This is a genomic window from Massilia rhizosphaerae, assembly GCF_016093545.1.
GTDB classification, from domain to species: domain Bacteria; phylum Pseudomonadota; class Gammaproteobacteria; order Burkholderiales; family Burkholderiaceae_D; genus Telluria; species Telluria rhizosphaerae.
In genome coordinates this window covers 151094-174647 of record NZ_JADKYX010000017.1, presented here as the reverse complement: position 1 = coordinate 174647, position 23554 = coordinate 151094, and the positions used below count along the sequence as shown (strand labels likewise).

Genomic DNA, 23554 nt, shown 5'->3' with positions numbered 1-23554 from the left:
CACGCTTCCGCCCTCGGAATGGGCCAACGCGCCAAGAGCCTGCTGCTGTTGGGGTGTCCATTTCCTGGGCCGACCGGTATGACGTCCCTCGTACAATCCGGCCAGACTAAGCTTGTTCCAGCGTTGCCGCCACTGCTCGACGCTGTTCAGGTGCACTCCGAATTCGTCTGCCGTTTTCTGCAGCGTCAATCCCTGACTCAACCGCAAAATTCCCTGCGCCCGCATCCGCGTGCGAGCATGCGGGTGGAACACGCCCATCTCACGCAGCGTGCGCCGCTCGTCCTCGGACAGCTCCAAGTGCTTCATCGCCCAACCCCTGCTGCGTGATCAATTCAACTTTGACAGCAAAAATTGGGCGACTACTTAGCAAATGATGTTTGCAGCCATTCTTGCCCAATCAGTTGGCTTTCGACACTGTGCCCGCCACGAGACGGCGCTCGACACTTGTAGCGTCAACGCTTTATGGATTAGCTAGTGTTCGCATCACAGCGGTTGCCGATCTTGGTTGCTGGCGGCCGTCCTCACGCTGATCGACACTAAGATGTCGATCATCTCCAGCGCGAATGGATGCGACATGGTATGGCAAAGCAGCGATCAGTGACTGGCCAGCGGCGTGAACCATGGAGGCCATTTGGAGACCTTACAAGGCGGTTGTAGTCGCATTCATGGGCGACATTAAGTGCGTGAAAACCTTTGCTTCCTGCGCCAGTCTCACCGGCGCCGCTGCGATGCTCACTTCCTTTAAACCCCTGGCTAGGAGGGCGGGCCGCAGTTCCTTCAAGGAATTGTGTGGCACAGCTACCCAAAGCAGGTCTCGAGCCCGAGTTGCCGCGACGTAGCCGATGCGGCCGACCTCAGTCTCGACGCCATCCAGCAGCGCTTGCGCATGTTCCTTGAGCGTCACGTACAAAACAGCGTCCAGGCTTTCTCCCTTAGCCTTGTGCACGGTGTCGACCCGCAGCGCCGTGGCACCGCTCTCAGCCAGGTCATCGACGCTTGCGAGCGGCACGTTCGGCAGCGCCTTCTTGGACAGCTTGCGCCCAATGTTGTCGGTCATCTTCAGGTCGAAATTCGTCTCCACCCGGGCGAGCAGGACCTTGATGCGCGCCAGGAGCAAAGGGTGCCACTGCGTGTCGGCGACCAATGATGAGGAAGGGAGCCCGCTGACCGCGTCACGGGTGAATGCCCATACCTCCTTGCGGAGCTCCCGATCCTGCGGATCGTTGGAGCGCTGCGTGATCTGGCTTACAAGTCCATCGGGCGGGCAGTCCAGCAACGCGACCACGGCAACGGCCACGCGCTGGAAAGCCTTCAGAAAATCCTGCCTCCGGTCACGCAGGACCGCGGCAGCGGCGAGCGTCTTAACGAGGCCTTGGCCGGCCGGTGCACCGTCGCCACGCAACGTCTTCGCCAAACCTATACCTCGGCAGAGAACACCCGAGCGCTTGGCCTCGGCGCCGGCAGCGGACATCGCGCCGTGGAACGAGGCGATGAGTTGCTTGTGCTGGTCGCGCTTATAGCCCATGAAGAAGGCGCCATGCGGCGTGCTGGGTGCGGGCCGTTCCGCTACATCGCCGCGGCCGCACAGGCCGTTAGCCAGATCGACGATGCTGGGTGCCGACCGGAAGTTTCGTTTCAGCGAGTGTTGCTGAACATCAGCGCGCTGGTGATAGTCGGTCAGGAACTTGCCGTCGGCACCCGCGAACTCGTAGATGCCTTGGTTAGGATCGCCGATGAGCGTCACGCATGAGCCGGCACCGATGAGCAACTCCAGAATGGCCTGGTGCACCGATCCAATATCCTGAGCCTCGTCGATCAGAATATGTGGATACCGGCGAGCGACGGCGGCGAGCAATTCGGGCCGCTCCTTCAGAACCCGATATGCCCAGTACCGTCCCAGGTCATGCGTGTACGCGCCGGTCCGACCCAGCTTCGCGATGAGGTTGCGCGCCGTAGACGTGTCCACCAACTCTTCCTGGTCGTTGTAGACATGGAAGAAGACCTCGTCACCGCTCACGAACGCCAGGTGCAGCGAGGTGATTGGCTGGGGAAACGACGACGTCGAGAACTTGAAACCCTCCAGAAAAGCTTCGTTTCCCGTCACCAGAAAGGCCGGGCGCGCGGACATCATGGTTCGATGGCCATGCGGGCGGATGATGTTGGTGGTGATGAAGCCGTCCAATGTGTCGATGTCGACCCGCGATCGTCCGGCACCGGAGGGCAGGCTTATTGCCAGGTCGTTGTAGGCCTTGCGGAAGGTGTCGACGGCGACATTGGAGAACGATAGCAGGGCCACGCGGCCGCGCGCATCGCCGAGATTGCGGCGCATCTGCACCGAGCGGTGCACGGCCGTCTTGGTCTTGCCGCTACCAGCGCACGCGATGACGCACAGCGGCACCATCGGCGCGTCGACAACGGCCTGCTGCTCGGGGGTCAACGCGCTCATGGCGTCGGGGCCGCCGTCAACTGGCAAGCGTGCTTGATGGCGGCCTGGATGTATGTCGGCACCGTGAAAGCAACCTTGTCGTCCGAAATGACTTGCGCCAGAGACTGGGCGAAACTGCCTTTCTGGACGTTGTTCTTCGAGCGTTCAAACATACCGCGGAACAGCGCCTTGGCCTTAGCCGCGTCGCCGACTTCCGCACCGACGGCGACGGCCAACGACTTGGCGATCCTCGGGTGCAGCTCGGTCAGTGCCTTGAGCATGGCCGTGCGATTGGTAGCTTCCAATGCCAGGTCGTACTCGAAGGTCTTGAGGCCGTGGAAGATCTTAACGTATGCGTCCTCACAGCCCTTCATCTTGGCGGTGTTGGCCGAGACGGTGATGGCGTCACCAGGCGCCGGGTACACGGGCTCGGTGTCGTCGTCCTCCTCTTCCTCTTCAGAAGCGCCCACACTTTCGACCGTAGGCGCCGGTAGAGGCATGCTAGCTACGGCCACCTCGACAGGCACAGCCTGGGGTTCGGCTTTGGGCGGTACAGGGTCGGCGTCAGTCAGGACCGCGACAGGGATCTTCAACGACGTGTCCCCGAACAAGGGAAGGAACGAGTCGAAGTTCAACCCCTCGACACTGATGACGCTCACGCCGTGCTGGCGTAGATCGCAGCCGATACGCTTCGCCAGCGCGTTCACCATCATGAGTTCGGCCGCCCCCTCCACGAAGATGACTCGGCGCGCAAAGAAGAGCTCGGCGCGCGTGACATCGAGGTAGCGCTCAAGTTTCTCGCGCTTGCCCTTCTCGAAGACCACGCTGCGCGGGAGGAAGGTCTCTACCGCGGTGCCCGTGTCGACCAGACATACCAGGCTATCCAGGTCGGCGATGCTCGCGAAGTTCGGTGAATGGCTCGTCACGAAAAGCTGAACGGGTTTCTCGCCTTCGACCACCTGTATGGACTGCAGGTACTGGAGCAGCACGGCCTGAAGTTGGGGATGCAGGTGCGCCTCGGGCTCCTCTACGATCAAGCCGCGGTAGCAGGAGTCAGGATTCTTGGTCAGCTCGCTTAGCACGACCGCCATGTAGACCAAGTTGTTAAAGCCCAACCCGTTCTGCTCGATCTCGAACGAATCCACCAGCAGCGACAATCTGGACTTCAAGCTCTTGAAGTCGCTAGCACTCAGGCCGACCTCCAGTAACTGCGCGAGCTGCGGCCCCAGCATCGTTTTGTGCCGGATGTTGATGGCATCATGCGTACTAACAATAGGCAGATGCGACTTCAGCTCGCCGTCGAGTTCTTGCAGGGCTTTGTTGATGCCGTCGATGCCAGCATCGTCGGCCAGCAGTTGCAGCAGGCGTGCAAGCTGGCTGGTGCGACCCGGCTTCAGGCCTTGGGACGCATCCCGGAGCGGCGGCAGGTATACTCCTCGCAGGTTTTCCATCATGTCCGCCGTCAGGCCCACGTCCTCGTTCTCGCCGCACCAGCGTTTGGCGCGCAAGCGGCCGGCCTTGTCGGCGTCGGAGTAGCGGATTTTTATGTGCGCCTCGAGCCCACCGGAAGCGCCGGGCACAAGTGCGGCCAGGAAGTCCGCTTCATCGTCGAGACTGAGCCCGCTGAACACGTACTCGAACACGATGTCGCCTGATGGGGTGCCACCGTTGGGCCGGTGCACATCGTCTTCACAGAGGCGTGGGTAGGGCTCGTCATGACCGGCCAGCAGTGCACGCAGCGCGTCGACCACGGCCGTCTTGCCGACGTTGTTGCCGCCGACCAGGACGTTTAGGCCGGCTTGAAACGACAGTTCCACGTGTTTGAGTTTGCGGAAATTCTTGATGACCAGTTTGGCAAGGTGCACTCGTGTTCTCTCTTGCTTGCGGGTTCGCTGCGAAAGCGGACGGTTGGAATTGCTCAGTGTACGAGCTTGTTGCTCTTAGAGCAAGTTCCGCCCAGTTTCTTGCGCTCACTTCCCGCCCTCTCGGCAGCCAGCGTCGACCAGTTGGAGTGCGACCAAATGCGGCGTGAACCCTTGTATTTTTTACGCTCTGCCTCAATCTCCAGAGTCCCTGAGCCCTCCGAAAGATGACGCACATGCATACCCCTGACCTGACCGACACCGAACGTCTTATCCTGGCCAACCAGTATGAAATTTTGGCCAAACTGGACGCTGATGAAGAAGCCCATTACACGCAGCTTGCGAAAAACCTTCGAGCGGGCCATAAGTGGCTGTACAGCAAAGCGTTCGAGTCGGTTTCGCGGGTGGTCGACGATGACACGCACGACTTTGTATATACGATCCTGCGTATCTATGACGAGCTAAAATCTAGTTTCGAAGAGCTGGATGACAAGACTGGTATCGACGCAGGTTCGGTCTCCTGGCCTGGCTTTGATGGGAACAATGAAGTTGAGCTCTTGAGCCTGACAGGCGCCCTGATCGAAGCCGGCCAGTTCACGTCTGTCCTTGGCAAATCGGCAATAAATTCGCACATACCCACTGCCGATGTCTACCGTCGCATGATCGCGCGCTGGAAAGCGTTAGGGTCGCCGCACTACCCTTATTCAAAAGAACAGATCCAGGACATTTTGGCTGCGCGTCGCCGTTCCTGAATAGGAGGGAAGCAGCTCACATGGCGAAGCACTGCCAAATAAAAAAGCGGCTAGGCCGCTTTTTTAACCATCATAATCATTGACCGCTTGAGCCATCTCCTTGGCGAAAAGGTAGATGCCCCCGCTGTTATTGCTCCATGGACTTTGAACGAAAACGAGTTTCCCAAGGTTGGTCAAATCGAAAGAGGTGGCAAGCTCATCCCAGCGTGTTGAAAGGTCGCGATACGAGCGCGCCGCAAGTTTTCGAACGCCATACCAAAGGTAGAGTTCATTCCAGGAGATATAAGTACACCCTTTGGTTATGATTTCTTCCAGACGGGAAGTCAGCAACTCGTCATGACGCTTGTCCATTTACGATCCTTGTTTTGTTTGATGAGTTTGTTTAAACAACATGAATAGTATAAACAAGAAGTTTTTTTTAAATAAGTGATCTAAATCAACCAAGGTCGATTGTTGTTGACGAGCCTATCGGCACTTCTACTCTTGATAAAAAGCGTTATCGCTAGTCGAGCTCGTAGCGGGGCGTGGCTAGGAGGCTTGAGCCTGGGCGGCAGGTCAAGACGGCGAGCAGGAAAACCTGCGGTTGCAAGCTCCAGGTGTGATGACATAATTTAGACCACCGACTCCCGACGCAGAGTGTCTCAAACGACAAAACCGGCGACTGTTTCGACGACGCACTGGAAGTTCTTAACAATCTCGGGAGGGCAAAAATGGAGTTGGACAAATCGTCTTGAACCGACGGTTATAGTCACCGCTGAAATTCTTTCCGAGACTCAAAAATTTTTCGGCGAGCAAACCATACCATGCCTTGAGTGGCCAACTTCAACCGAAGTCGTCTCTTACGTTTCTAAAATCGCTGCAAGATATGCATTCGCTGGCCCGTGGAGAAGGACACTGCTCGGACCGCATGGTCAGGTCATCGGAATGGAGGAGTTCACAACGCCGTGAGAGAGTTGAACCGTACACGAGTCAGCGCGCTGACCGGGACCAAGCTCATCAATTTGGCGGCAGCCATTGCGCAGCATCTTTCTTAGACCGGAAACCTCATACGAATTTACTCGGATCGACGCCCGTTTGAAGTGGCGCTCGCTAAAGCCGGCGCGTCACAAATCATCACGAACGCCAGGTCCTGAGTAGAAGCCGTTCCCGGACGTTCCGCCAGCGCCGCCGCCCTCAATACAACGCCGCGTCCTGCACCACATCCCAGGCCGCCCCGACGATGGTCGCTTCCACCCGGTTGCGCCCGCCGGCCTTGGCGGCATACATGGCGCGGTCCGCGCACACGAACAGGTTGTCGATCGCGTCCAGCTGCGTCGGCACGATCGTCGCCACGCCCACGGACACGGTGAGCCAGGCCGACGTCGTCGAGCGCGGGTTCGGGATTTCCAGCGCCAGGACGGCGGCGCGGATCATCTCCGCCAGGCGCGCCGCGTTTTCCGCCGGCGTTTCCGCGAACAGCAGCACGAATTCCTCGCCGCCGTAGCGGGCCGCGAGGTCGGTCGGGCGCGCGGCGTGATCCTGCAGCGCCTGCGCGACCTTTTGCAGGCACACGTCGCCGGCGGCGTGGCCCAGCGTGTCGTTGTACAGCTTGAAGTGGTCGACGTCCAGCACCACCAGCGACAGCGGCTGGGCGTTGCGGATCGCGCGCTGCCATTCCTTGTCCAGGAAGGCGTCGAAGTGGCGGCGGTTGGCGATCTTCGTCAGCGGGTCGAGCATCGCGGCCCGCTGCAGCGCGTCCTCGGACTGCTTGTGGTGCGTGATGTCGTGCAGCAGCGCGACGAACAGGCCGTCGGCCGCGTGCATCGGCGTCATCGTCAGGTCCATCGCGCGCAGGCCGCCGTCGCGGTGGCGGATTTTCACCTCGCGCGTGCCGTAGTTCATCGCGTCCAGGGCCTCGCAGCAGCCGGGCTCTTCGCAGCTCAGCAATTCCTTCAGCGACCGCCCGACCAGCTCCTCGGGCGCATACCCCAGGTAGCGGTCGCAGGCCGGGTTGGCGTACTGCACGCGGCCGCAGCCTTCGACGATCAACAGGCCCTGGTCCATGCTGTTGACGATCATGCGCAGGCGGTCGGCCTGTTCCGACTGCGTGTCCGCCGTGCTGCGCAGGCGCAGCTGGGCGCGCACGCGGGCGCACACTTCTTCCAGGCGCAGCGGCTTCGGGATGTAGTCGGCGGCGCCGGTGTCGAAGCCGGCCACGATGTCCTCCGTGTCGCCGCGCGCGCTCATGAAGATCACGGGGATGCGCGTCGTGGCCGGGTGCGCCTTGAGGCGGCGGCACGTCTCCAGGCCGTCGATGCCGGGCATGACGACGTCGAGCAGGATCAGGTCGGGTTTCACGCGCAGGGCGATGTCGAGCGCGCGGTCGCCGGAGGTGGCCACGAACGTTTGATAGCCTTGACGCAGCATCATCGCACGCAGCACGCCGAGGTTGTCGGGGGCGTCGTCGACAATGAGGATAGCGGGCTTGCGCGGGTCGGCAAGCGGCGCGGTCGCTGGGTTGGTCATACGGTGCTTTGCGGGAAGTGCACGGTTAGATTGCGTGCAAAATCATACACCCCGCAGAGTGACCTTGGGCAATAGTTTCTTTTACAAGTGGAAAAATATGTAACTATTACGCAACTGATAATTGTTTGGCTTGTTAAACAATTGTTGATGCCCGGCGGCACGTGCGCGCCGCCGGGTCGCGCGGGGGATTACAGCTGGTCTTTGATCAGCTTGCCGAGGGTGGCGATGCCTTCGCGGATGCGCTCCGGCGGCACCGTCACGAACGACAGGCGCAGCGTGTTCGTTTCCGGCTCGTTGGCGTAGAACGGACCACCCGGGACGAAGGCGACGCGGGCGGCGATCGCCTGGTCGAGCAGTTTCATCGCGTCGATGTGCTTCGGCAGCGTGACCCAGATGAACATGCCGCCTTCCGGACGGGTCCAGGTGACGCCTTCGGGGAACTGCTCGGCCATCGCGTCCAGCATGACCTGGCACTGGTTGGCGTACAGGTTGCGGATGGTCGGGATGTGCTCGTCCAGGAAGCCGTCCTTGATGACTTCGTGCACGACCATCTGCGTCAGCGTGGCCGTGTGCAGGTCGGCGGCCTGCTTGGCCAGCTCGAGGCGGCGCACGAGCGGCAGCGGGGCGACGACGTAGCCCAGGCGGATGCCCGGCGTCAGCACTTTCGAGAACGACCCCATGTAGACCACGCCGTCCGGATTCATCGACAGCATGCGCGGCATCGGCTCGCCCTTGTACGACAGCGCGCCGTAAGGATCGTCCTCGATCAGCGGCAGGCCCAGGCGGGAACAGGTTTCGACCAGCTCGCGGCGGCGCTCGATGGACAGCGAGCGGCCCGTCGGGTTCTGGAAGTTCGGCAGCGAGTACAACAGGCGGGCACCCTTGGCCAGCGGCTCGATCGACGCCGGCACCAGGCCGTGGTCGTCCGTTTCGACCGACCGGAACTCCGGACGGTACACCGAGAAGGCTTGCAGCGCGCCGAGGTAGCTGGGGGTTTCCACCAGCACGCGCGAACCTTCGTCGATCAGGACTTTACCGAGCAGGTCGAGGGCCTGTTGCGAGCCGGACACCATCAGGATCTGCTCCGGCAGGATCCGGCTGCCTTCCGTGGACAGGTAGTTCGCCACCCATTCGCGCAGCGGCGCGTAGCCGTCCGTCGGGCCGTATTGCAGGGCCTGCTTGCCGTTTTCGCTGAGCACCTTGTCGAAGGCGGCCTTCATGCGTTCGACCGGGAACGTGGCGGGCGAGGGCAGGCCGCCGGCGAAGGAAATGATTTCCGGACGCTGGGTGATCTTGAGGATCTCGCGGATCGCCGAGCTTTGCAGCTGCTGGGCACGCTCCGAGAACTGCCACTGGATGGGATTGGGATTTTCGATTTTCATACTGGTCTCACAGGAAGGGCCACGTTGGTGCGTCGGCCATTATAAGGCACGCCGGATAGGCTGCTCTCTCAAGGAGCACACCTGGTGGGCATGCTCCGGTTAATTTACTGCTGAAAATGTCGCTGCCGAACAATAGCTTACGCCACTTCGGCGATCAACTCGATTTCGACACAGGCACCCAGGGGCAGCGACGACACGCCGAACGCCGAGCGCGCGTGCTTGCCGGCGTCGCCGAACACTTCGCCCAGCAGTTCCGAGCAGCCGTTCGTGACGAGGTGCTGTTCCGTGTAGTCCGGCGTCGACGCGACCAGGCTCATCACCTTGACGATGCGCTTCACGCGGTTCAGGTCGCCGCCGACGGCCGCCTGCAGCGTGCCGATCAGGTCGACGGCCACGGCGCGCGCCGCCGCCTTGCCCTGTTCCGTCGTCTTGTCGCGGCCCAGCAGGCCGGCATTCACCGAGCCGTCCGCATTTTTCGAAATGTGGCCGGACAGGAAGACCAGGTTGCCGGTCTGCGCGTACATGACGTAGGCTGCGGCCGGCGTCGCCGGCGCGGCGAGGGTGATGTTCAGTGCTTTGAGTTTGTCGTAGACGGACATGGATACCCCAGGGTTGTGTGAAAAGAAAGCCGCTATTGTACGACTTGCAGGCAGGCGTGCCCATCGCGTTGCGCATACCCATTATCGCCTCACCTGCATGCGCCGGCCCAGCGCCACGGTCGCGATCACGGCCAGCGCGAAGCCGACGTTGGCCGCCGTGAGCGCCTCGCCCAGCAGCATGGCCGCCCCGGCCAGCGACAGGAACGGTTGCAGCAGCTGCACCTGTCCCACGCGGGCCACGCCGCCCAATGCCAGGCCGCGATACCAGAAAAAGAAGCCGATGAACATCGAGAACGCCGTGACGTACCCGAATCCAAGCCAGGTGGCGGCGCCGACGGCGCCCAGGCGGCCGAACTGGTCGTGTTCGAGCGTCGCGAGCAGGACCGCGGCGGGGACGGCCGCCAGCACGAGGGCCCAGCAGATCGTCTCCTGGCCGCCGAGCGTGCGCGCGAGGCGGCCGCCTTCCGCATAGCCCGCCGCCGCGGCACCGACGGCGCCGAACATCAGCAGGTCGGCCGGTTGCAGCGCGCCGCCGCCCTGGCTGAGCGCGAAGGTCACGACGAGGCTCGTTCCCAGCAGCGCGACGCCCCAGAAGCCGCGCGACGGCCGCTCGAAGCCGCGCAGCGCCGCGTACAGCGCGGTGGCGAGCGGCAGCACGCCGCCCAGCACGGCCCCATGCGACGCGGGCACGCTGCGCATCGCGATCGAACTGAGCAAGGGAAACCCCAGCACGCAGCCTAGCGCCACGACGGTCAGCGGCCACAGCGCCGCGCGTCCCGGCAAGGGGACGCGGCGCATGCGTAGCCACGCCGCCGCCAGCACGGCCGCGCCCAGTGCGCGGCCCAGCGTGAGGAACAGCGGATCGAGCTCGCGCACGGCCAGGCGCGTGAACGGTAAGGTCAGGCTGAAGATGGCGACGCCGGCCAGGCCGAGCAGCATGCCGCGCGCCTCGTCGGAAGCGGTGGAGATGGACGCGTTCGGAGCGGTTGGGACGAGCGTGGTGGGACGCATGGGTTCTCCTGTTGTCGTTGCAGCAAATCTTGGCCAGGGTTATGCTAGTCCGGACGAGCAGTACAGTCCCTATACACTTGGCGATATCCTTTTGCACACTGTGATGGCGAAATGACCGATACAATCATGCCGACCCTGCTGTCGCGCGATTCCGGCGAACCGCTGGCCGACCAGATCGTCCGGATGGTGACCGCGCGCATCGACGACAAGCAGCTGCGCGCGGGCGCGCGCATGCCCTCGATCCGCCGCTTCGCCGCGGCCCACGGCGTGTCGCCGTTCACCGTCGTGGCCAGTTACGACCGCCTCGTCGCGCAGGGCTACCTGGAATCGCGCCGCGGCGCCGGCTTCTTCGTGCGCGAGCGCGCGCCGCTGAACACGGCATTGCGCCGTGCCGACGCCAACGCCGATCCCGCGCTGGAATCGCGCGCGCTGGACGTCGTCTGGCTGATCCGCCACATGTTCCGGCAGATGCCGGGGCAGCCGTCGAGCGCGTCCGGCGTCCTGCCGACGGCCTGGCTGGACGGCGCCGGCGTCGCCAATGCGCTGCGCGCCGTCAGCCGCCAGAACAGCACCATGCTGCTCAACTATGCCGGGCCGCAGGGCTATGCGCCCCTGCGCGAACAATTGCAGCGCAAGCTGGCCGAGCTGGAAATCGCGGCCGCGCCCGAGCAATTCGTGACGACGCTCGGCGTGACGCAAGGCCTCGACCTCGTCGCGCGCGAATTCTGCCGGCCCGGCGACACGGTATTCGTCGACGACCCGGCGTGGTTCCTGATGTTCGGCTCGTTCGCCGCGATGGGCTTGAACGTGGTGGGCATCCGGCGCCAGGCCGACGGCCCGGACCTGGCCCAGCTGGACGCGCTGGCGGCCTTGCATCAGCCGCGCCTGTACATCATCAATTCGGTGCTGCACAACCCCAGCTCCACGTCGCTGTCGGCCGCGAAAGCCTTCCAGATCCTGCGCATCGCGGAGCGCCATGACATCACGGTCGTCGAGGACGACATCTATTGCGACCTGCACCCGGGCGGCGTCCAGAGCGCGACCCGGCTGGCCGCGCTGGACCAGTTGCAGCGCGTGATCTACCTGGGCGGCTTTTCGAAGTCGCTGGCGGCGAACCTGCGCGTCGGCTTCATCGCGGCGTCGCGCGAGACGGTGCAGCGCCTGGCCGACCGCAAGATGCTGGCCACCTTGAGCACGAGCGACCTGGGCGAGCGGGTCGTCTACAAGATCCTCTCGGAAGGCGTGTACCGCAAGCACCTGGACCGGATCCGCGCCCGGCTGGACGCCGTCCGGCCGCAGGTATTGCGCCGCATCGAGTCGCTCGGCATGACCCTGGATCCGGCGCCGACGGCCGGCATGTTCGCGTGGGCCAACTGCGGCCGCGACACCAACGCGCTCGCGGCCCGCGCGATGGACGAGGGCCTGCTGCTGGCGCCGGGCAGCCTGTTCTCGCCGGCCCAGCTGCCGTCCACGAAGCTGCGATTGAACGTGGCGGCGCTGGAGGACGCGGGGGCGTGGCGCTTCCTGGAGCGGGAGCTCGGGTAGGGCGCGGGCCGGGCGCCAATGCGTGGGACGGCGTCCGGCGTTTATTTACTTGGAGGTTGCGAAAATCGCCAAGGGCCGAACGATTTTTCGCAGATCCGTGGTTCACGTCCCGGCGCGTGCTAGCATCCGCCGCACATTCACGGAGGGAGGCATCGATGCGTATCTCGAGATTCATGCTCGCGCTGGCGGCATGCCTGGCGCCGTTGGCCGGTCATGCACAAGCCACGCATGCCGTGCCGACCCTGTCCGCCTTGCCCGCGCCGCTCGTGTGGCACAACGCGACGGCCGACTGGTCGGTGGGCGAGGACGGCGCTTTCGCCCTCGCGGCCGGCAAGAAGACCGACTGGTTCGTATGGCCGGGCGAGGGCGATTATCGACCCGACTCGTCGCCGCGCCTCCTGTTCAAAGCGGACCGCGACTTCAGCTTCAGTACCCGGGTCGCCGTGACCCCGCACGCCACCTACGATGCCGGTTGTATCGCCTTGTATGGCACGGCCGCCCGCTGGGCCAAGTTGTGCCTCGAGGCGCAAACCGACGGCCGCCTGGCGATCATCTCCGTGGTCACGCGCGGGGTGTCGGACGACGCGACGTCGTATCCGGTGACCGGCACGTTCACCTGGCTGAAAGTGGCCAAGGATCGCCGCGGGATCTTCTTCTATGGATCGCCGGACGGGCATGCATGGACCATCGTCCGCAAATTCAATCTCGAAGGGCCGGAAGGGCTGAGCACAGGGTTCTCCGTGCAATCGCCGGAAGGCGACGGCGCGCGCGCCGTATTCAGCGACTTCCATTACGCGACGGGGAAAATCGATTTATGGAAGCTTCAGTAGCCTGACGTCCGGGTCATCGGCTGGCGCACGATCGTTTTCCACCGGCCCGGATCGGCACGGCGGATGTCGCTCAGGTAGATTTCGTGGTGCTTGCCCGTGAGGGATCCGCGTGTCTCGATGAAATCGTGCACGCGCTGGATCGTCGGCCCTTCCGCCGTGAACGGCCCGACGTGCAGCGTCTGGGCGCACAAGCCTTCCGCGAACGTGTCGATTCGGAGCTCGTCGACGGCGGCCAGGCCCTTCTTGCGCTTCACCTCGGCCAGCGCGTCGCGCAGCACGGAGTCGTCCACGCACGCCGGCTGGTGGATCATCATCGTCCACCGCCACTTCGTCCTGTCGTTGTTGACGAACGACGCCATGTCGTCCGACCACCACAGGCCTTCGAGCGGCATCACCGCGTAGTCGATGCCCGCCGGCCCCTTCTTGACCATGAACTTGGCCGTATAGGACACGGAGAACAGCGCCTCGACGGCCCGCGCGTAGTGCGGCGACGTGTTGGGATCGCCCGCGCCGTCGATCATCAGGAACCGGAAGGCGGGCACGTCGACCTGCACGACCTCTCGCGCGGACGGTTGATAAAGGTGTTTGAGTTCTTTCTTGAGATCGATTTTCTCCACACATACTCCGTCAAGTCGGGGTCTCATCCAGCAGCTTGCCGGCCCTCCAGCTGCGTGCTCGACCGCGCCCGTTCCAGCAATAGCGCGCGCTCGCGCTCGTTCTGCGTGAGGCCGGCGGCCCGTTCGAACTCGGCCTTCGCTTCCGTATGCCGCCCGAGCTTGGCCAGCAGATCGCCGCGCACGCTGGGCAGCAGGTGGTAGTTGCGCAGCGCGGGCACGTCCAGCAACGCGTCCGCCAGGGCGAGGCCGGCGGCCGGGCCATAGGCCATGCCCAGCGCCACCGCGCGGTTCAGTTCGACGACGGGCGAGGGCATCAGCTGGGCCAGCGCGTCGTACAGGGCGGCGATGCGGGCCCAGTCCGTGTCGTCCTTGGCGACCGCGCGGGCGTGGCAGGCGGCGATGGCGGCCTGCAGCGCATACGGTCCCAGCGCGCCAAGGCGGCCGGCGCGGTCGAGCGCCGCCAGGCCGCGGCCGATCAGCAGCCGGTCCCAGCGGGAACGGTCCTGGTCCATCAGCAGGATCGGCGCGCCGTCCGGCCCCGTGCGGGCGCGCTCGCGCGAGGACTGGATTTCCATCAGCGCGACGAGGCCGTGAACCTCGCCTTCGTCGGGCATCAGCTCCGCCAGCACGCGACCGAGGCGCACCGCCTCGCGGCACAGCGTGGGCCGCAGCCACTCGTTGCCCGCGCTGGCGGAATAGCCTTCGTTGTAGATCAGGTAGATGACTTGCAGCACGGACGCGAGCCGCGGCTTGAGTTCTTCGTCATGCGGCACTTCGAACGGTACGCGCGCTTCCGCCAGCGTGCGCTTGGCGCGCACGATGCGCTGGGCCACCGTCGCTTCCGGCACGAGGAAGGCGCGCGCGATCTCGCCGGTGGCGAGGCCGCCCAGCAGCTTGAGCGCCAGCGCCGCGCGGGCCTCGGCCGACAGCACGGGGTGGCAGCACACGAAGATCAGGCGTAGCACGTCGTCGTCGATCTCCGCGGCCGCCTCCTGCGTGAGCGCGGCCAGCTCGGCCGGATCGCGGAAGCTGTCGCTGTCGCCCAGCACATTGTCCATCTCCCAGCTGAGTTCGCCTTCCTTGCTGGCGTGCATGGCATGATGGCGCAGATGGTCGAGGGCGCGCCGCTTGGCCACCTGCATCAGCCAGGCGCCGGGGCGGTCGGGCACGCCGTCCGCCGGCCAGCGCTCCAGCGCTTCCAGCAGCGCGTCCTGCGCGAGTTCCTCGGCCCGGCCGAGATCGCGCAGCATGCGTGTCAGCGCGCCGACGATGCGCGCCGACTCCATGCGCCAGACGGCTTCGACGACCTTGCCGGTGTCGGCGCCGACCGTCATGGGCGGTCCCACGCCGGCTGCGGCGCCAGCTCGGCGCGCAGGGCGGCGTCGAGCTGTTCGGCGCGCACGCTGGCGTCCTCGCGCAGCCGGGCCGACACGTCGCCCGCGGCCGCACCGGGCGGTGCGATCAGGGCCACGGGCCGGATCTCGACCTCGACCTCGGGCCCCGTCGGGTAGGGCAAGGTGCGCGCCCAGTCGAGGGCCGCGGCGATCGACGGCGCGCGGATCATCCAGAAGCCGGCGATCAATTCCTTCGCTTCCGCGAACGGACCGTCGATGATGCTGGCGCCGCCGTTCGCCACGCGCACGCGGGCGCCGCGCGCGGTGGATTTGAGGCCGTCGCCGGCCAGCAGCGTGCCGGCCGCCGCGTGGACGGCGTTGAACGCGTTCAGCCGGTCGAGCTTTTCTTGCAGCGGAATCGCGTCGCGCTCCGTGCCGGCGTCGGAGCGCAGCAGGATCGCGTAGCACGCGTCGTCGCCGGCCGCGCCGGGCGGAATGCCGGCGCAGCCGCCCGGGCAGCCCGTCTCGCGCAATTCCACCGTCGCGGCGTCGGTGCCGGCGTGGGCCTGCAGCCATGCCAGCGCGGCGGCGCGCGACGGCGCCTCGAACACGGCGAAGCCGGCCGGCAGACGTTCGGCGCGCGGGAACGGCCCCGTCGTCACGGCTTCGCCGCCGGGCCACAGCTTGAGGCGGACCGCATCCGCGTCGGGCGCGAATGCCAGCGCGAGCGCGGGGGCGCCGGGCCCGTCGGCGGCGACCTGGCCGGCCGGCAGGCGGCGCAGCAGGTCGTCCAGGACGGCCCGCGGGTCGGCTGCGGCGGCGCGGTCGCCGTTGTCGGTGCGGATGAGCATGAACTGCATGGCCGTCTCCTTCAGCGCATCGCGAGTTGTTCGCGCATGCGGTCTTCCTGCGCGCGCACTTCGGAGGGCAGGTCGCAGCCGAAGTCGTCGGGGCCGAACAGCTGGCGGATCTCGATCTCGCTCTCCTGTCCCTCGTGCGGATTCGGGCAGCGCTTGAACCACTCGATGGCTTCCTCCTTCGACCTCACTTCGATCATCCAGAAGCCGGCGATGAGTTCCTTCGTTTCCGCGAACGGGCCGTCGATGACGGTGCGCTGGTCGCCGTTGAAGCGGATGCGGGCGCCCTTGCTGCTGGGCTGCAGGCCGTCTGCGGCCAGCAGGATGCCGGCCTTGACGAGTTCCTCGTTGAAGTTGCCCATGTCGACGAACAGTTTTTCGCTCGGCATGACGCCGGCTTCCGTGGCCGCGGTGGCCTTGACGATGACCATGAATTTCATTGCTGGCCTCCCGCGCACGTCTGGTCCATCGATTTCATCATCTCTTCCCGCATCTGCTCGGGCGTCATGTCGCGCTTGTGGGTGGCGATCGACCAGCGGTGGCCGAACGGGTCTTCGAGCTGGCCGTAGCGGTCGCCCCAGAACATGTCGGACACGGGCATCACCTGCTTGGCGCCCGCTTCCACGGCGCGGGCGAAGGCGGCGTCGACGTCCTCCACGTACAAATGGAGGTAGACGGGCGTGTTCTTGAGGGCCAGCGGGCCGACGCAGCCGAAGTCGGGAAAGTCGTCGGCGAGCATGAAGATCGAATCGCCGATGCGCATCTGCGCGTGCATGATCTTGCCGTCGGGGCCCGGCATGCGGCTCGTTTCGACGGCGCCGAACGCCTGCTTGTAGAACGTCAGCGCGTCGGCCGCGCCGCTGCAGACGAGGTGCGGGGTGATCGTGTGGAAGCCTTCGGGAATGGGACGCACTTGTTGGGTCATGATGATCTCCTGTTCAGGTGAATGGTCTGCAGCTTGCGCTGCCATTCGTACGACGATCGGGCTTCCACGTTTTCGACACGCCCGCCCAAAAAAATTTCGATGGATCGACACGGTATGCCGACTTGATCAAAAAGTCGAGAAACTTAGTGTATGTATAAGTTTTTCCTGGAATCAAGATTTGGTGAACGTGCGATCCGGCAAAAAAATCTCTTGAAATCCTTTCCGCTATCCCAATATCGGACCGGTCTGTCCAACCTGATCTAAACGAGGAAATAAGATGGCTGTCGCCGAAAAAGAAACCCTTGGGTTCCAAGCAGAAGTCAAACAGCTGCTACAACTGATGATCCACTCCTTGTACTCCAACAAGGAGATTTTCCTGCGTGAACTGATTTCCAACGCGTCCGACGCGGCCGACAAGCTGCGCTTCGAGGCGATCAATAATGACAGCCTGTACGGCAACGACCATGAGCTGAAGATCAAGGTCCTGTTCGACAAGGCCGCCCGCACGGTCACGATTTCCGACAACGGCATCGGCATGAGCCGCGACGAGGTGATTTCGCACCTGGGCACGATCGCCAAGTCGGGCACGAAGGAATTCTTCAGCAAATTGTCGGGCGACCAGCAGGCCGACGCCGCGCTGATCGGCCAGTTCGGCGTGGGCTTCTATTCGGCCTTCATCGTGGCCGACCGTGTCACCGTCGAAACCCGCCGCGCGGGCGCGGATGCAGTTGACGGCGTCCGTTGGGAATCGGCGGGCGAGGGCGATTACACCGTCGAGCAGATCGAGAAGACCAACCGCGGCACCGACATCACCCTGCACCTGCGCGAAGGCGAGGACGAGCTGCTGTCGTCGTGGAAGCTGAAGTCCATCATCCGCAAGTACTCCGACCACATCTCGCTGCCGATCGTGATGAAGAAGGAAGAGTGGGACGAGGAACAGAAGGAAACCGTCGTCAAGGACGAATTCGAGACCGTCAACCAGGCGTCCGCGCTGTGGGCCCGCAGCAAGTCCGACATCACGCCGGAGCAGTACGAGGAATTCTACAAACACGTCTCGCACGACTTCCAGCCGCCGCTCGCCTACACGCACAACCGCGTCGAAGGCCGCAGCGAATACACCCAGCTGCTGTACGTGCCGAGCCACGCGCCGTTCGACCTGTGGGACCGCAACAAGCGCGGCGGCATCAAGCTGTACGTGAAACGCGTCTTCATCATGGACGACGCCGAGCAGTTGATGCCCGTCTACCTGCGCTTCGTGAAGGGTGTGATCGATTCGAACGACCTGCCGCTGAACGTGTCGCGCGAGATCCTGCAGGAATCGCGCGACGTGCGCGTGATCCGCGAAGGTTCCACCAAGCGCGTGCTGGGCATGCTCGAGGAAATGGCGAACAGCGACGAGCAGGAAGGCAAGGACAAGTACGCGACCTTCTGGAAGGAATTCGGCCAGGTGCTCAAGGAAGGCATCGGCGAAGACGCGACCAACAAGGAGCGCATCGCCAAGCTGCTGCGCTTCGCGTCGACGCACGCGGATACGACGGACCAGGCCGTGTCGTTCGCCGACTACATCGGCCGCATGAAGGACGGCCAGGACAAGATTTACTACGTCACGGCCGACAATTACACCGCGGCCAAGAACAGCCCGCACCTGGAAATCTTCCGCAAGAAGGGCGTCGAAGTGCTGCTGCTGACGGACCGCGTCGACGAGTGGATGCTGTCGTTCCTGAACGACTTCGACGGCAAGGAACTGGTGTCCGTCGCCAAGGGCGGCCTGGACCTGGGCAAGCTCGAGGACGAGGCCGAGAAGAAGGAACACGAAGAGACCGAAACGCAGTACAAGGACCTCGTCGAGAAGATGAAGGGCGCGCTGGCGGACAAGGCCAAGGACGTGCGCGTCACGTTCCGCCTGACCGATTCGCCCGCCTGCCTCGTGGCGGACGAGCACGAGCTGTCCGCGAACCTCGTGCGCATGCTCAAGGCCGCCGGTCAGAACGCGCCGGAATCGAAGCCGATCCTCGAGATCAACCCGAACCACCCGCTCGTCACGCGCCTGAAATACGAGGATGCCGCGGGCCCGCGCTTCGGCGACTGGGCGCACATCCTGTTCGACCAGGCCATGCTGGCCGAGGGCGGCAGCCTGACGGATCCGGCGGCGTTCGTGAAGCGTCTCAACGAGATGCTGCTGGCGACGGCGGCGAAATAAGGATGCGGTAACGCTTCGTCGGAATGAAAAAAGGGCCAGGATAGATTCCGGCCCTTTTTCATTTCGAACGCCGTCTTGCAATCATTGCGCCTTGGGGGCGCCATCACGACCAATGGGATGTCGTGGCGTACGATTCTAATCGACCATCTTTCGATTATCGTTAGCCTGCTGCTGTAGAAGAGCAATGACCGCGTCGAGCCGTCGGCGCGTCGTCCATAGGTCCACCGTATTTGCCACCGAACAAGCAAAGCCTGCAATAAGCAGTACCCTGGCCCACAGCGGTGCCTCGAACCGTTCGACGCTTTGCAGATACAAGCCCAGGCCCACGAACAGCATCGTGACGACAAACGTCGGAACTGCCGAGATTGGGCGGTTGAGCACCGCCATGGCTTGCGCGCTGCGTTTTTCCTTAGCCAGAATTGACTCGATAATTTCGTCGTGTATTGGGTGGGGCATGTTTTGACCAGAAGAGAATGATGCGTATCGCGGTTTCACGCCAGCGTCGCGTTCAACGCAGGACGACGTGGACGGTTTTGGCATGGCGTGGGCCGGTGAACGGCGGCGGTTGGACTTAGTGTACGGTTTTTGTTGCTCGCATCGCAAGCGCAACGTCGTCGGGACGTGCTTGTCCGTTGCGGATGACGAAATTCATGGTGTCGCCGCAGCCGTATCTTCGCCTCGTCCGTGACGTGCGGCGGTCGGGCTTTCGTCCGGGGGCGACCGTCTGCATTTCATGTTTTTATTATCTCGAGAACCCCGATTGTTTTGGAAGTCCGATTTTCTGATCGGCTCTGAAGGTTATTCTATTTTGTCGAGTTCGTCGAAAACAGGATTTTTGGCGAGCAATATCCGATAATGAAACTATCGAATTATTTCATTTTTTTGTATTTGCTCGACTGTCAAAGTGAGACTGGTTTTTATCCGTCAGCGAATCTTTTTTTGTTGCAAGTTTTCCTTTGCAAAATTATTATATTAAACATCGCCGATCAATCTGGTGGTCGAGAGTTGATTTCGGGTTCCGTAATAGCGGCGATATAGCCTATTTGAAAACCGTAAAGGAAATCGTATGTATGAATTGAGTATCGAAGAGGTAACGGCCGTTGCAGGCGGCGAGCTGCCGGGCGAGTGCTCCAGCGCCTCCATGGTGGGTGGTGCAATGGGTGGCGCAATCAGCGGTGCGCTCGGCGGCGCCGCTGGAGGCGTAATCGGCATCATTGGAGGAGCGGTCTTCGGCGGTGCGCTTGGCGCTGCGGGCGCCGCGATGACGTGTGCTGCCGCGATTTATTTCGCGTAAACGTGTCATGATCGACTGCTTGATTTAAATCTCGCAATATTCCAGGACGTTTCGGGCGGCGATAAACCCCACTTATAAATCTCAAGAAGGAAATAATATGCGTGAATTAAACAACGAAGAGGTGTTGGCTATTGCTGGTGCAACCGGCTCCACTACCGATGTGATCAATGGCGCAGCGTCCGGTGCCGCCACCGGTTCCGCGATCGGTGGCGCGCTTGGCGGCCCGGTAGGCTCGGCTCTGGGAAGTATCGCGGGCGCCTTTTACGGTGGTATGAGCGCTTATTTCGCGTGAACGTGACATTGCCGACTGCTTGATGTAAGTTCGGCAAAATCCATGCTTGAGTAGGCCGAGCGGAAGTCCGGCTCGGCCTGCTTCCTCGCTAGCCGCCTGGCTGAACTGGGCCGCAGCTTGCAACAGCAGCGCCGGCGTCGCCAGGTCGCGTTCAAGCCCGCAGGTTCAGCCCCCGCGCCCCTAGCGCCAGCCCGGCATCGAACACTCGCCTCAGCACCCGCTGCAACGCCTCCGTGAGCGGATTCAGCGCCAGCGCCGTGAGGGCGATCGCGGTGCCGATCGCGGCGATCTCGTACGCCGCCCCGCGTTCGATCGGCAGCACCGACTGCCACAGCCCGATCACGATCCCGTGCGACAGGTACAGCGTGAACGTGTGCCCGGCCACGAAGCGGATCGGCCGGGCCAGGCGCAGCAGGACGTCGAACCCGGCCTGGCGCGCGCAGGCGAAGTTCAGCAGCACGAGCACCATGACGGCATAATCGGCCAGCACGCGGTCGGCGCTGCCCATGCGGATGCCGGCGAACGGCCACAGGCCCTGCGCGACGCCGCGCAGATACGGTTCCGGATCGAGCCAGCCCCACAGGCCGACGAGGACGACGGAGAGCAGCCACCCCGCGCGCGCGATGCCCGGGCCGAATGCGAGGCGCGACTGCCAGCGGTACAGCGCGACGCCGGACAGCCACACGGGCAGCAGCAGCCACAGCCGCGGGCCGACGAAGGCGAGCACGGCGCCGGCCGCGAGCCAGCGCCGGCGGCCGGGGAGAAAGTGGAAGACGCCGAACAGCACGTAGTACCAGGCTTCGTAATCGAGCGACCAGTACGGGATCAGCCAGGGCGGACGCTCGACGAAGTGCCACACGTCGCCCAGGAAGGCCAGGTGGAAGGGGACGTACAGCCAGGGGCGGCGCAGTTCGTAGCCGTCTTCGACCGGCAGGCGCAACAGGTCGTGCACGCACGTGGCCAGGATGAACGAGAGCGCGAGCACGGGCAGGACGACGGAAAACAGCCGCGCCGCGCGGGCCGTCACATAGCTCTGCGCCGTGAGGTTCTTGTGTTCCGCGCTGTAGGCGATCACGAAGCCGGACAGCACGAAGAACGCGATCACGGCCTCGCGTCCGAAATCGGGAATGCGGGCGATCTGGGCGTCGTCGAAGATGCGGAAGTAGCCGAAGTGCGCCACCACGACGGCCAGCGCGGCGCAGGCGCGCGCGAGGTCGAGATAGAGGGAAAAGCGCGCGTCGAGCGCGCGGGCCCGGGGCGGGCTCAATGGTGCCGCCCGGGCGGTCAGGGGTTCAGGTCGCGGCAGAACGCTTCGAGCAGCGTCTCGCCCTCGGGCCACGGGCCGTAGCCGCTGCCGCCGTTGACGTGGCCCGCCGGCCCGATCTCCACCAGCTTGCTGCCCCATGCCCGTGCGAAGGCGCGCGCGCGGTCGATGGCCACGTATTCGTCGTTGCTGCTGGCGACGACGAGCGACGGGAACGGCAGCGGCGCGAGCGGGATGGGTTTGAAGCCGTTGGCGTCGATGGGGTAGGACGGCGCCTCGACGTCGCTCGGGGCGACAAGGAAGGCGCCGGCCACCTTCAACGCCGAGCCGGATTGGGCCCACTGCGCCACCAGCATGCACGCGAGACTGTGCGCGACGAGGATCGGCCGCCCCTCGCAGTCGGCGATGGCGGCGTCCAGTTCGGCCACCCATTCGTCCCGGTCCGGATCGTTCCAGTCGCGGTGCGGCACGCGCGTCCAGCACGCGTGTTTTCTTTCCCAATGGGTCTGCCAGTGCTGCGGGCCGGAGTTCCACAGGCCGGCCAGGGTCAGGATGTCGCACTTCATGTCGGCTCCGTTCAGGACGATATGTCGTGCATTGTACGTTGCTTCGACTGTCCGCCTGCGTGTTCGTGGACAAGTGGCGTACCGCTGATGCGGCTCAGTGGTCATGCATGCCGCATCGTTATCCTTGAGCGGAGGTCGGCCGACCGGCACTTCGGCACCATCAACTCAAGGAGAGACCATGTTTCGTCCACGTTCACTCGGGCGCCCGCTCGCGCTGGCGGCCTGCTGCGTCGCCCTGCATGCGCAGGCCGACCCGCGCTATGGCGTCACCGTCGTCGGCTCGGCGGACAGTGCCGGCTATGGCATCAACGCGTCCGGACAGGTGGTCGGTTACCTCACGGCCGGCACCGACCAGCACGCCTTCCTGTACAACAATGTTTCCACGCTGGACCTGGGCACGCTCGGCGGCGACACCAGCATCGCCTGGGGCATCAACGATGCCGGGCAGGTCGTCGGCGGCGCCCAGAACGTCTCCGGCTTCCAGCGGCCGTTCAGCTATGCGGGCGGGACGATGTCCGATCTCGGCACGCTGGGCGGAGCGACCGGCCATGCGGCGGCCATCGACAACGCGGGCCGCATCGTCGGTATTGCGGATACCGGGGCGGCGGGCCCGCGCGCGTTCCTGTACGCGGGCGGGACCATGCAGAACCTGGGCACGCTGCCGTCGTCGGGCGAGTTCTACAGCAATGCCAATGCGATCAACGACAAGGGCGTGATCGCCGGCGGCTCCAGCGCCGGCGAGTTCACGCCGCCGGAACCGCCGTTCCACGCGTTCGTGCGCTGCTGCGACGGCACGCTGACCGACCTCGGCACGCTGGGCGGCCAGTACAGCGAGGCGTTCGGCATCAACGACCTGGGCGAAGTGGCCGGCATCACGTCCACCTCGACGTTCAGGATCGATCATCCGTTCCTGTATTCGCATGGCGTGATGCACGACCTCGGCACGCTGTTACCCGACGACAGCTATGCGGAGGCTTTCGACGTCAACAACCTGAGCCAGGTCGTCGGGCGCTCGTCCGGCACCGTGCCAGGCGGGCTGGGCTTCCTGTACGAGGATGGCGCGATGGTCGCGTTGAACATGCTGATCGACCCAACGTCCGGCTGGACCGTCGTCGATGCGCACGCGATCAACGATGCCCAGCAGATCGCCGGCACGGCCTGCCTGGCCGGCGCCTGCTATGCCGTGCGGCTCGATCCGCTGGCGCCGGTGCCCGAGCCCAATGCCGCGGCGATGCTGGCCGCGGGGCTGGCGCTGGTGGGCGCGGCCATGCGGCGCAGGCGGACCTGACCCGGC

At 64.1% G+C, this 23554-nt stretch carries 23 protein-coding genes; 7 read left to right on the top strand and 16 right to left on the bottom strand.

What is annotated here, in order from left to right; genetic code table 11:
- The 3 genes from ISF28_RS22600 to ISF28_RS22590 form a co-directional block, all read right to left on the bottom strand.
- Window positions 1-306: helix-turn-helix domain-containing protein (locus ISF28_RS22600; protein ID WP_198119415.1), on the bottom strand; the 306-nt coding region annotated here is incomplete at its 3' end.
- A 334-nt stretch (window positions 307-640) separates the two neighbouring features.
- Complete coding sequence (locus tag ISF28_RS22595) at window positions 641-2446, bottom strand: ATP-dependent helicase (protein WP_198119414.1); 1806 nt, start codon at window positions 2444-2446, stop codon at window positions 641-643.
- Entirely contained in the window at window positions 2443-4290 is a 1848-nt protein-coding gene (locus ISF28_RS22590; RefSeq protein ID WP_198119413.1) for an ATP-dependent nuclease, read from the bottom strand. The genes ISF28_RS22595 and ISF28_RS22590 overlap by 4 nt, the downstream gene beginning before the upstream one ends.
- Before the next feature lie 233 nt (window positions 4291-4523).
- Between ISF28_RS22590 and ISF28_RS22585 the strand changes: the two genes are divergently transcribed.
- The gene (locus ISF28_RS22585; RefSeq protein ID WP_198119412.1) at window positions 4524-5039 is read left to right on the top strand and encodes a YfbU family protein; all 516 of its coding nucleotides are present in this window, start codon (window positions 4524-4526) and stop codon (window positions 5037-5039) included.
- A 63-nt stretch (window positions 5040-5102) separates the two neighbouring features.
- Here ISF28_RS22585 and ISF28_RS22580 read toward each other — a convergent pair whose 3' ends face one another.
- The 5 genes from ISF28_RS22580 to ISF28_RS22560 all read right to left on the bottom strand — a co-directional run bounded on the left by ISF28_RS22580 (window position 5103) and on the right by ISF28_RS22560 (window position 10536).
- Entirely contained in the window at window positions 5103-5390 is a 288-nt protein-coding gene (locus ISF28_RS22580) for a hypothetical protein (protein ID WP_198119411.1), read from the bottom strand.
- Between the two features lie 822 nt (window positions 5391-6212).
- Window positions 6213-7544, bottom strand: a complete 1332-nt coding sequence (locus ISF28_RS22575) for a diguanylate cyclase (protein WP_198119410.1) — start codon at window positions 7542-7544, stop codon at window positions 6213-6215.
- Between the two features lie 188 nt (window positions 7545-7732).
- Window positions 7733-8926: an aminotransferase-like domain-containing protein gene (locus tag ISF28_RS22570; protein WP_198119409.1), complete on the bottom strand. Its 1194-nt coding sequence runs from the start codon at window positions 8924-8926 to the stop codon at window positions 7733-7735.
- 137 nt (window positions 8927-9063) lie between these two features.
- Entirely contained in the window at window positions 9064-9525 is a 462-nt protein-coding gene (locus tag ISF28_RS22565) for a RidA family protein (protein WP_198119408.1), read from the bottom strand.
- An 81-nt stretch (window positions 9526-9606) separates the two neighbouring features.
- Window positions 9607-10536, bottom strand: a complete 930-nt coding sequence (locus tag ISF28_RS22560) for a DMT family transporter (protein ID WP_229519288.1) — start codon at window positions 10534-10536, stop codon at window positions 9607-9609.
- Window positions 10537-10647: 111 nt separating this feature from the next.
- On the opposite strand from ISF28_RS22560, the gene ISF28_RS22555 reads away from it, so the two are divergent.
- Both ISF28_RS22555 and ISF28_RS22550 read left to right on the top strand, forming a co-directional pair.
- The gene (locus ISF28_RS22555; RefSeq protein ID WP_198119407.1) at window positions 10648-12081 is read left to right on the top strand and encodes an aminotransferase-like domain-containing protein; all 1434 of its coding nucleotides are present in this window, start codon (window positions 10648-10650) and stop codon (window positions 12079-12081) included.
- A gap of 155 nt (window positions 12082-12236) precedes the next feature.
- A complete protein-coding gene (locus tag ISF28_RS22550; RefSeq protein WP_198119406.1) occupies window positions 12237-12911 on the top strand; it encodes a DUF1349 domain-containing protein in 675 nt (224 codons plus the stop codon).
- Here the strand turns inward: ISF28_RS22550 and ISF28_RS22545 are convergent.
- The 5 genes from ISF28_RS22545 to ISF28_RS22525 are packed head-to-tail and all read right to left on the bottom strand — an operon-like array spanning window position 12905 to window position 16644.
- Complete coding sequence (locus tag ISF28_RS22545; RefSeq protein ID WP_198119405.1) at window positions 12905-13528, bottom strand: GyrI-like domain-containing protein; 624 nt, start codon at window positions 13526-13528, stop codon at window positions 12905-12907. The two genes, ISF28_RS22550 and ISF28_RS22545, sit on opposite strands and share 7 nt — an antisense overlap.
- Before the next feature lie 23 nt (window positions 13529-13551).
- Window positions 13552-14862 carry an RNA polymerase sigma factor gene (locus ISF28_RS22540; RefSeq protein WP_198119404.1) on the bottom strand — a complete coding sequence of 437 codons (1311 nt, stop codon included), beginning with the start codon at window positions 14860-14862 and terminating at the stop codon, window positions 13552-13554.
- Window positions 14859-15722 (bottom strand): YciI family protein, encoded by an 864-nt coding sequence (locus ISF28_RS22535; RefSeq protein ID WP_198119403.1) that lies wholly within the window; start codon window positions 15720-15722, stop codon window positions 14859-14861. Before ISF28_RS22535 ends, ISF28_RS22540 begins: the two co-directional genes overlap by 4 nt.
- A gap of 11 nt (window positions 15723-15733) precedes the next feature.
- Window positions 15734-16159 carry a YciI family protein gene (locus ISF28_RS22530; protein ID WP_198119402.1) on the bottom strand — a complete coding sequence of 142 codons (426 nt, stop codon included), beginning with the start codon at window positions 16157-16159 and terminating at the stop codon, window positions 15734-15736.
- On the bottom strand, window positions 16156-16644 hold the full coding sequence (locus ISF28_RS22525; RefSeq protein ID WP_198119401.1) for a VOC family protein: 489 nt from the start codon (window positions 16642-16644) through the stop codon (window positions 16156-16158). Before ISF28_RS22525 ends, ISF28_RS22530 begins: the two co-directional genes overlap by 4 nt.
- Window positions 16645-16921: 277 nt before the next feature.
- Between ISF28_RS22525 and htpG the strand changes: the two genes are divergently transcribed.
- Window positions 16922-18844, top strand: a complete 1923-nt coding sequence (gene htpG, locus ISF28_RS22520) for a molecular chaperone HtpG (protein WP_198119400.1) — start codon at window positions 16922-16924, stop codon at window positions 18842-18844.
- A 135-nt stretch (window positions 18845-18979) separates the two neighbouring features.
- Here the strand turns inward: htpG and ISF28_RS22515 are convergent, their stop codons facing one another.
- Entirely contained in the window at window positions 18980-19384 is a 405-nt protein-coding gene (locus ISF28_RS22515) for a hypothetical protein (protein ID WP_198119399.1), read from the bottom strand.
- A 526-nt stretch (window positions 19385-19910) separates the two neighbouring features.
- On the opposite strand from ISF28_RS22515, the gene ISF28_RS22510 reads away from it, so the two are divergent.
- Together ISF28_RS22510 and ISF28_RS22505 are read left to right on the top strand one after the other, a co-directional pair.
- Window positions 19911-20138, top strand: a complete 228-nt coding sequence (locus tag ISF28_RS22510) for a hypothetical protein (RefSeq protein ID WP_198119398.1) — start codon at window positions 19911-19913, stop codon at window positions 20136-20138.
- 97 nt (window positions 20139-20235) lie between these two features.
- A complete protein-coding gene (locus ISF28_RS22505) occupies window positions 20236-20430 on the top strand; it encodes a Blp family class II bacteriocin (RefSeq protein WP_198119397.1) in 195 nt (64 codons plus the stop codon).
- Between the two features lie 151 nt (window positions 20431-20581).
- Here ISF28_RS22505 and ISF28_RS22500 read toward each other — a convergent pair whose 3' ends face one another.
- Complete coding sequence (locus ISF28_RS22500; protein WP_198119396.1) at window positions 20582-21697, bottom strand: acyltransferase family protein; 1116 nt, start codon at window positions 21695-21697, stop codon at window positions 20582-20584.
- A 17-nt stretch (window positions 21698-21714) separates the two neighbouring features.
- Window positions 21715-22260 (bottom strand): RBBP9/YdeN family alpha/beta hydrolase, encoded by a 546-nt coding sequence (locus tag ISF28_RS22495; RefSeq protein WP_198119395.1) that lies wholly within the window; start codon window positions 22258-22260, stop codon window positions 21715-21717.
- Window positions 22261-22438: 178 nt separating this feature from the next.
- On the opposite strand from ISF28_RS22495, the gene ISF28_RS22490 reads away from it, so the two are divergent.
- Window positions 22439-23548 carry a PEP-CTERM sorting domain-containing protein gene (locus tag ISF28_RS22490; protein WP_198119394.1) on the top strand — a complete coding sequence of 370 codons (1110 nt, stop codon included), beginning with the start codon at window positions 22439-22441 and terminating at the stop codon, window positions 23546-23548.
- Window positions 23549-23554 lie beyond the last annotated feature (6 nt).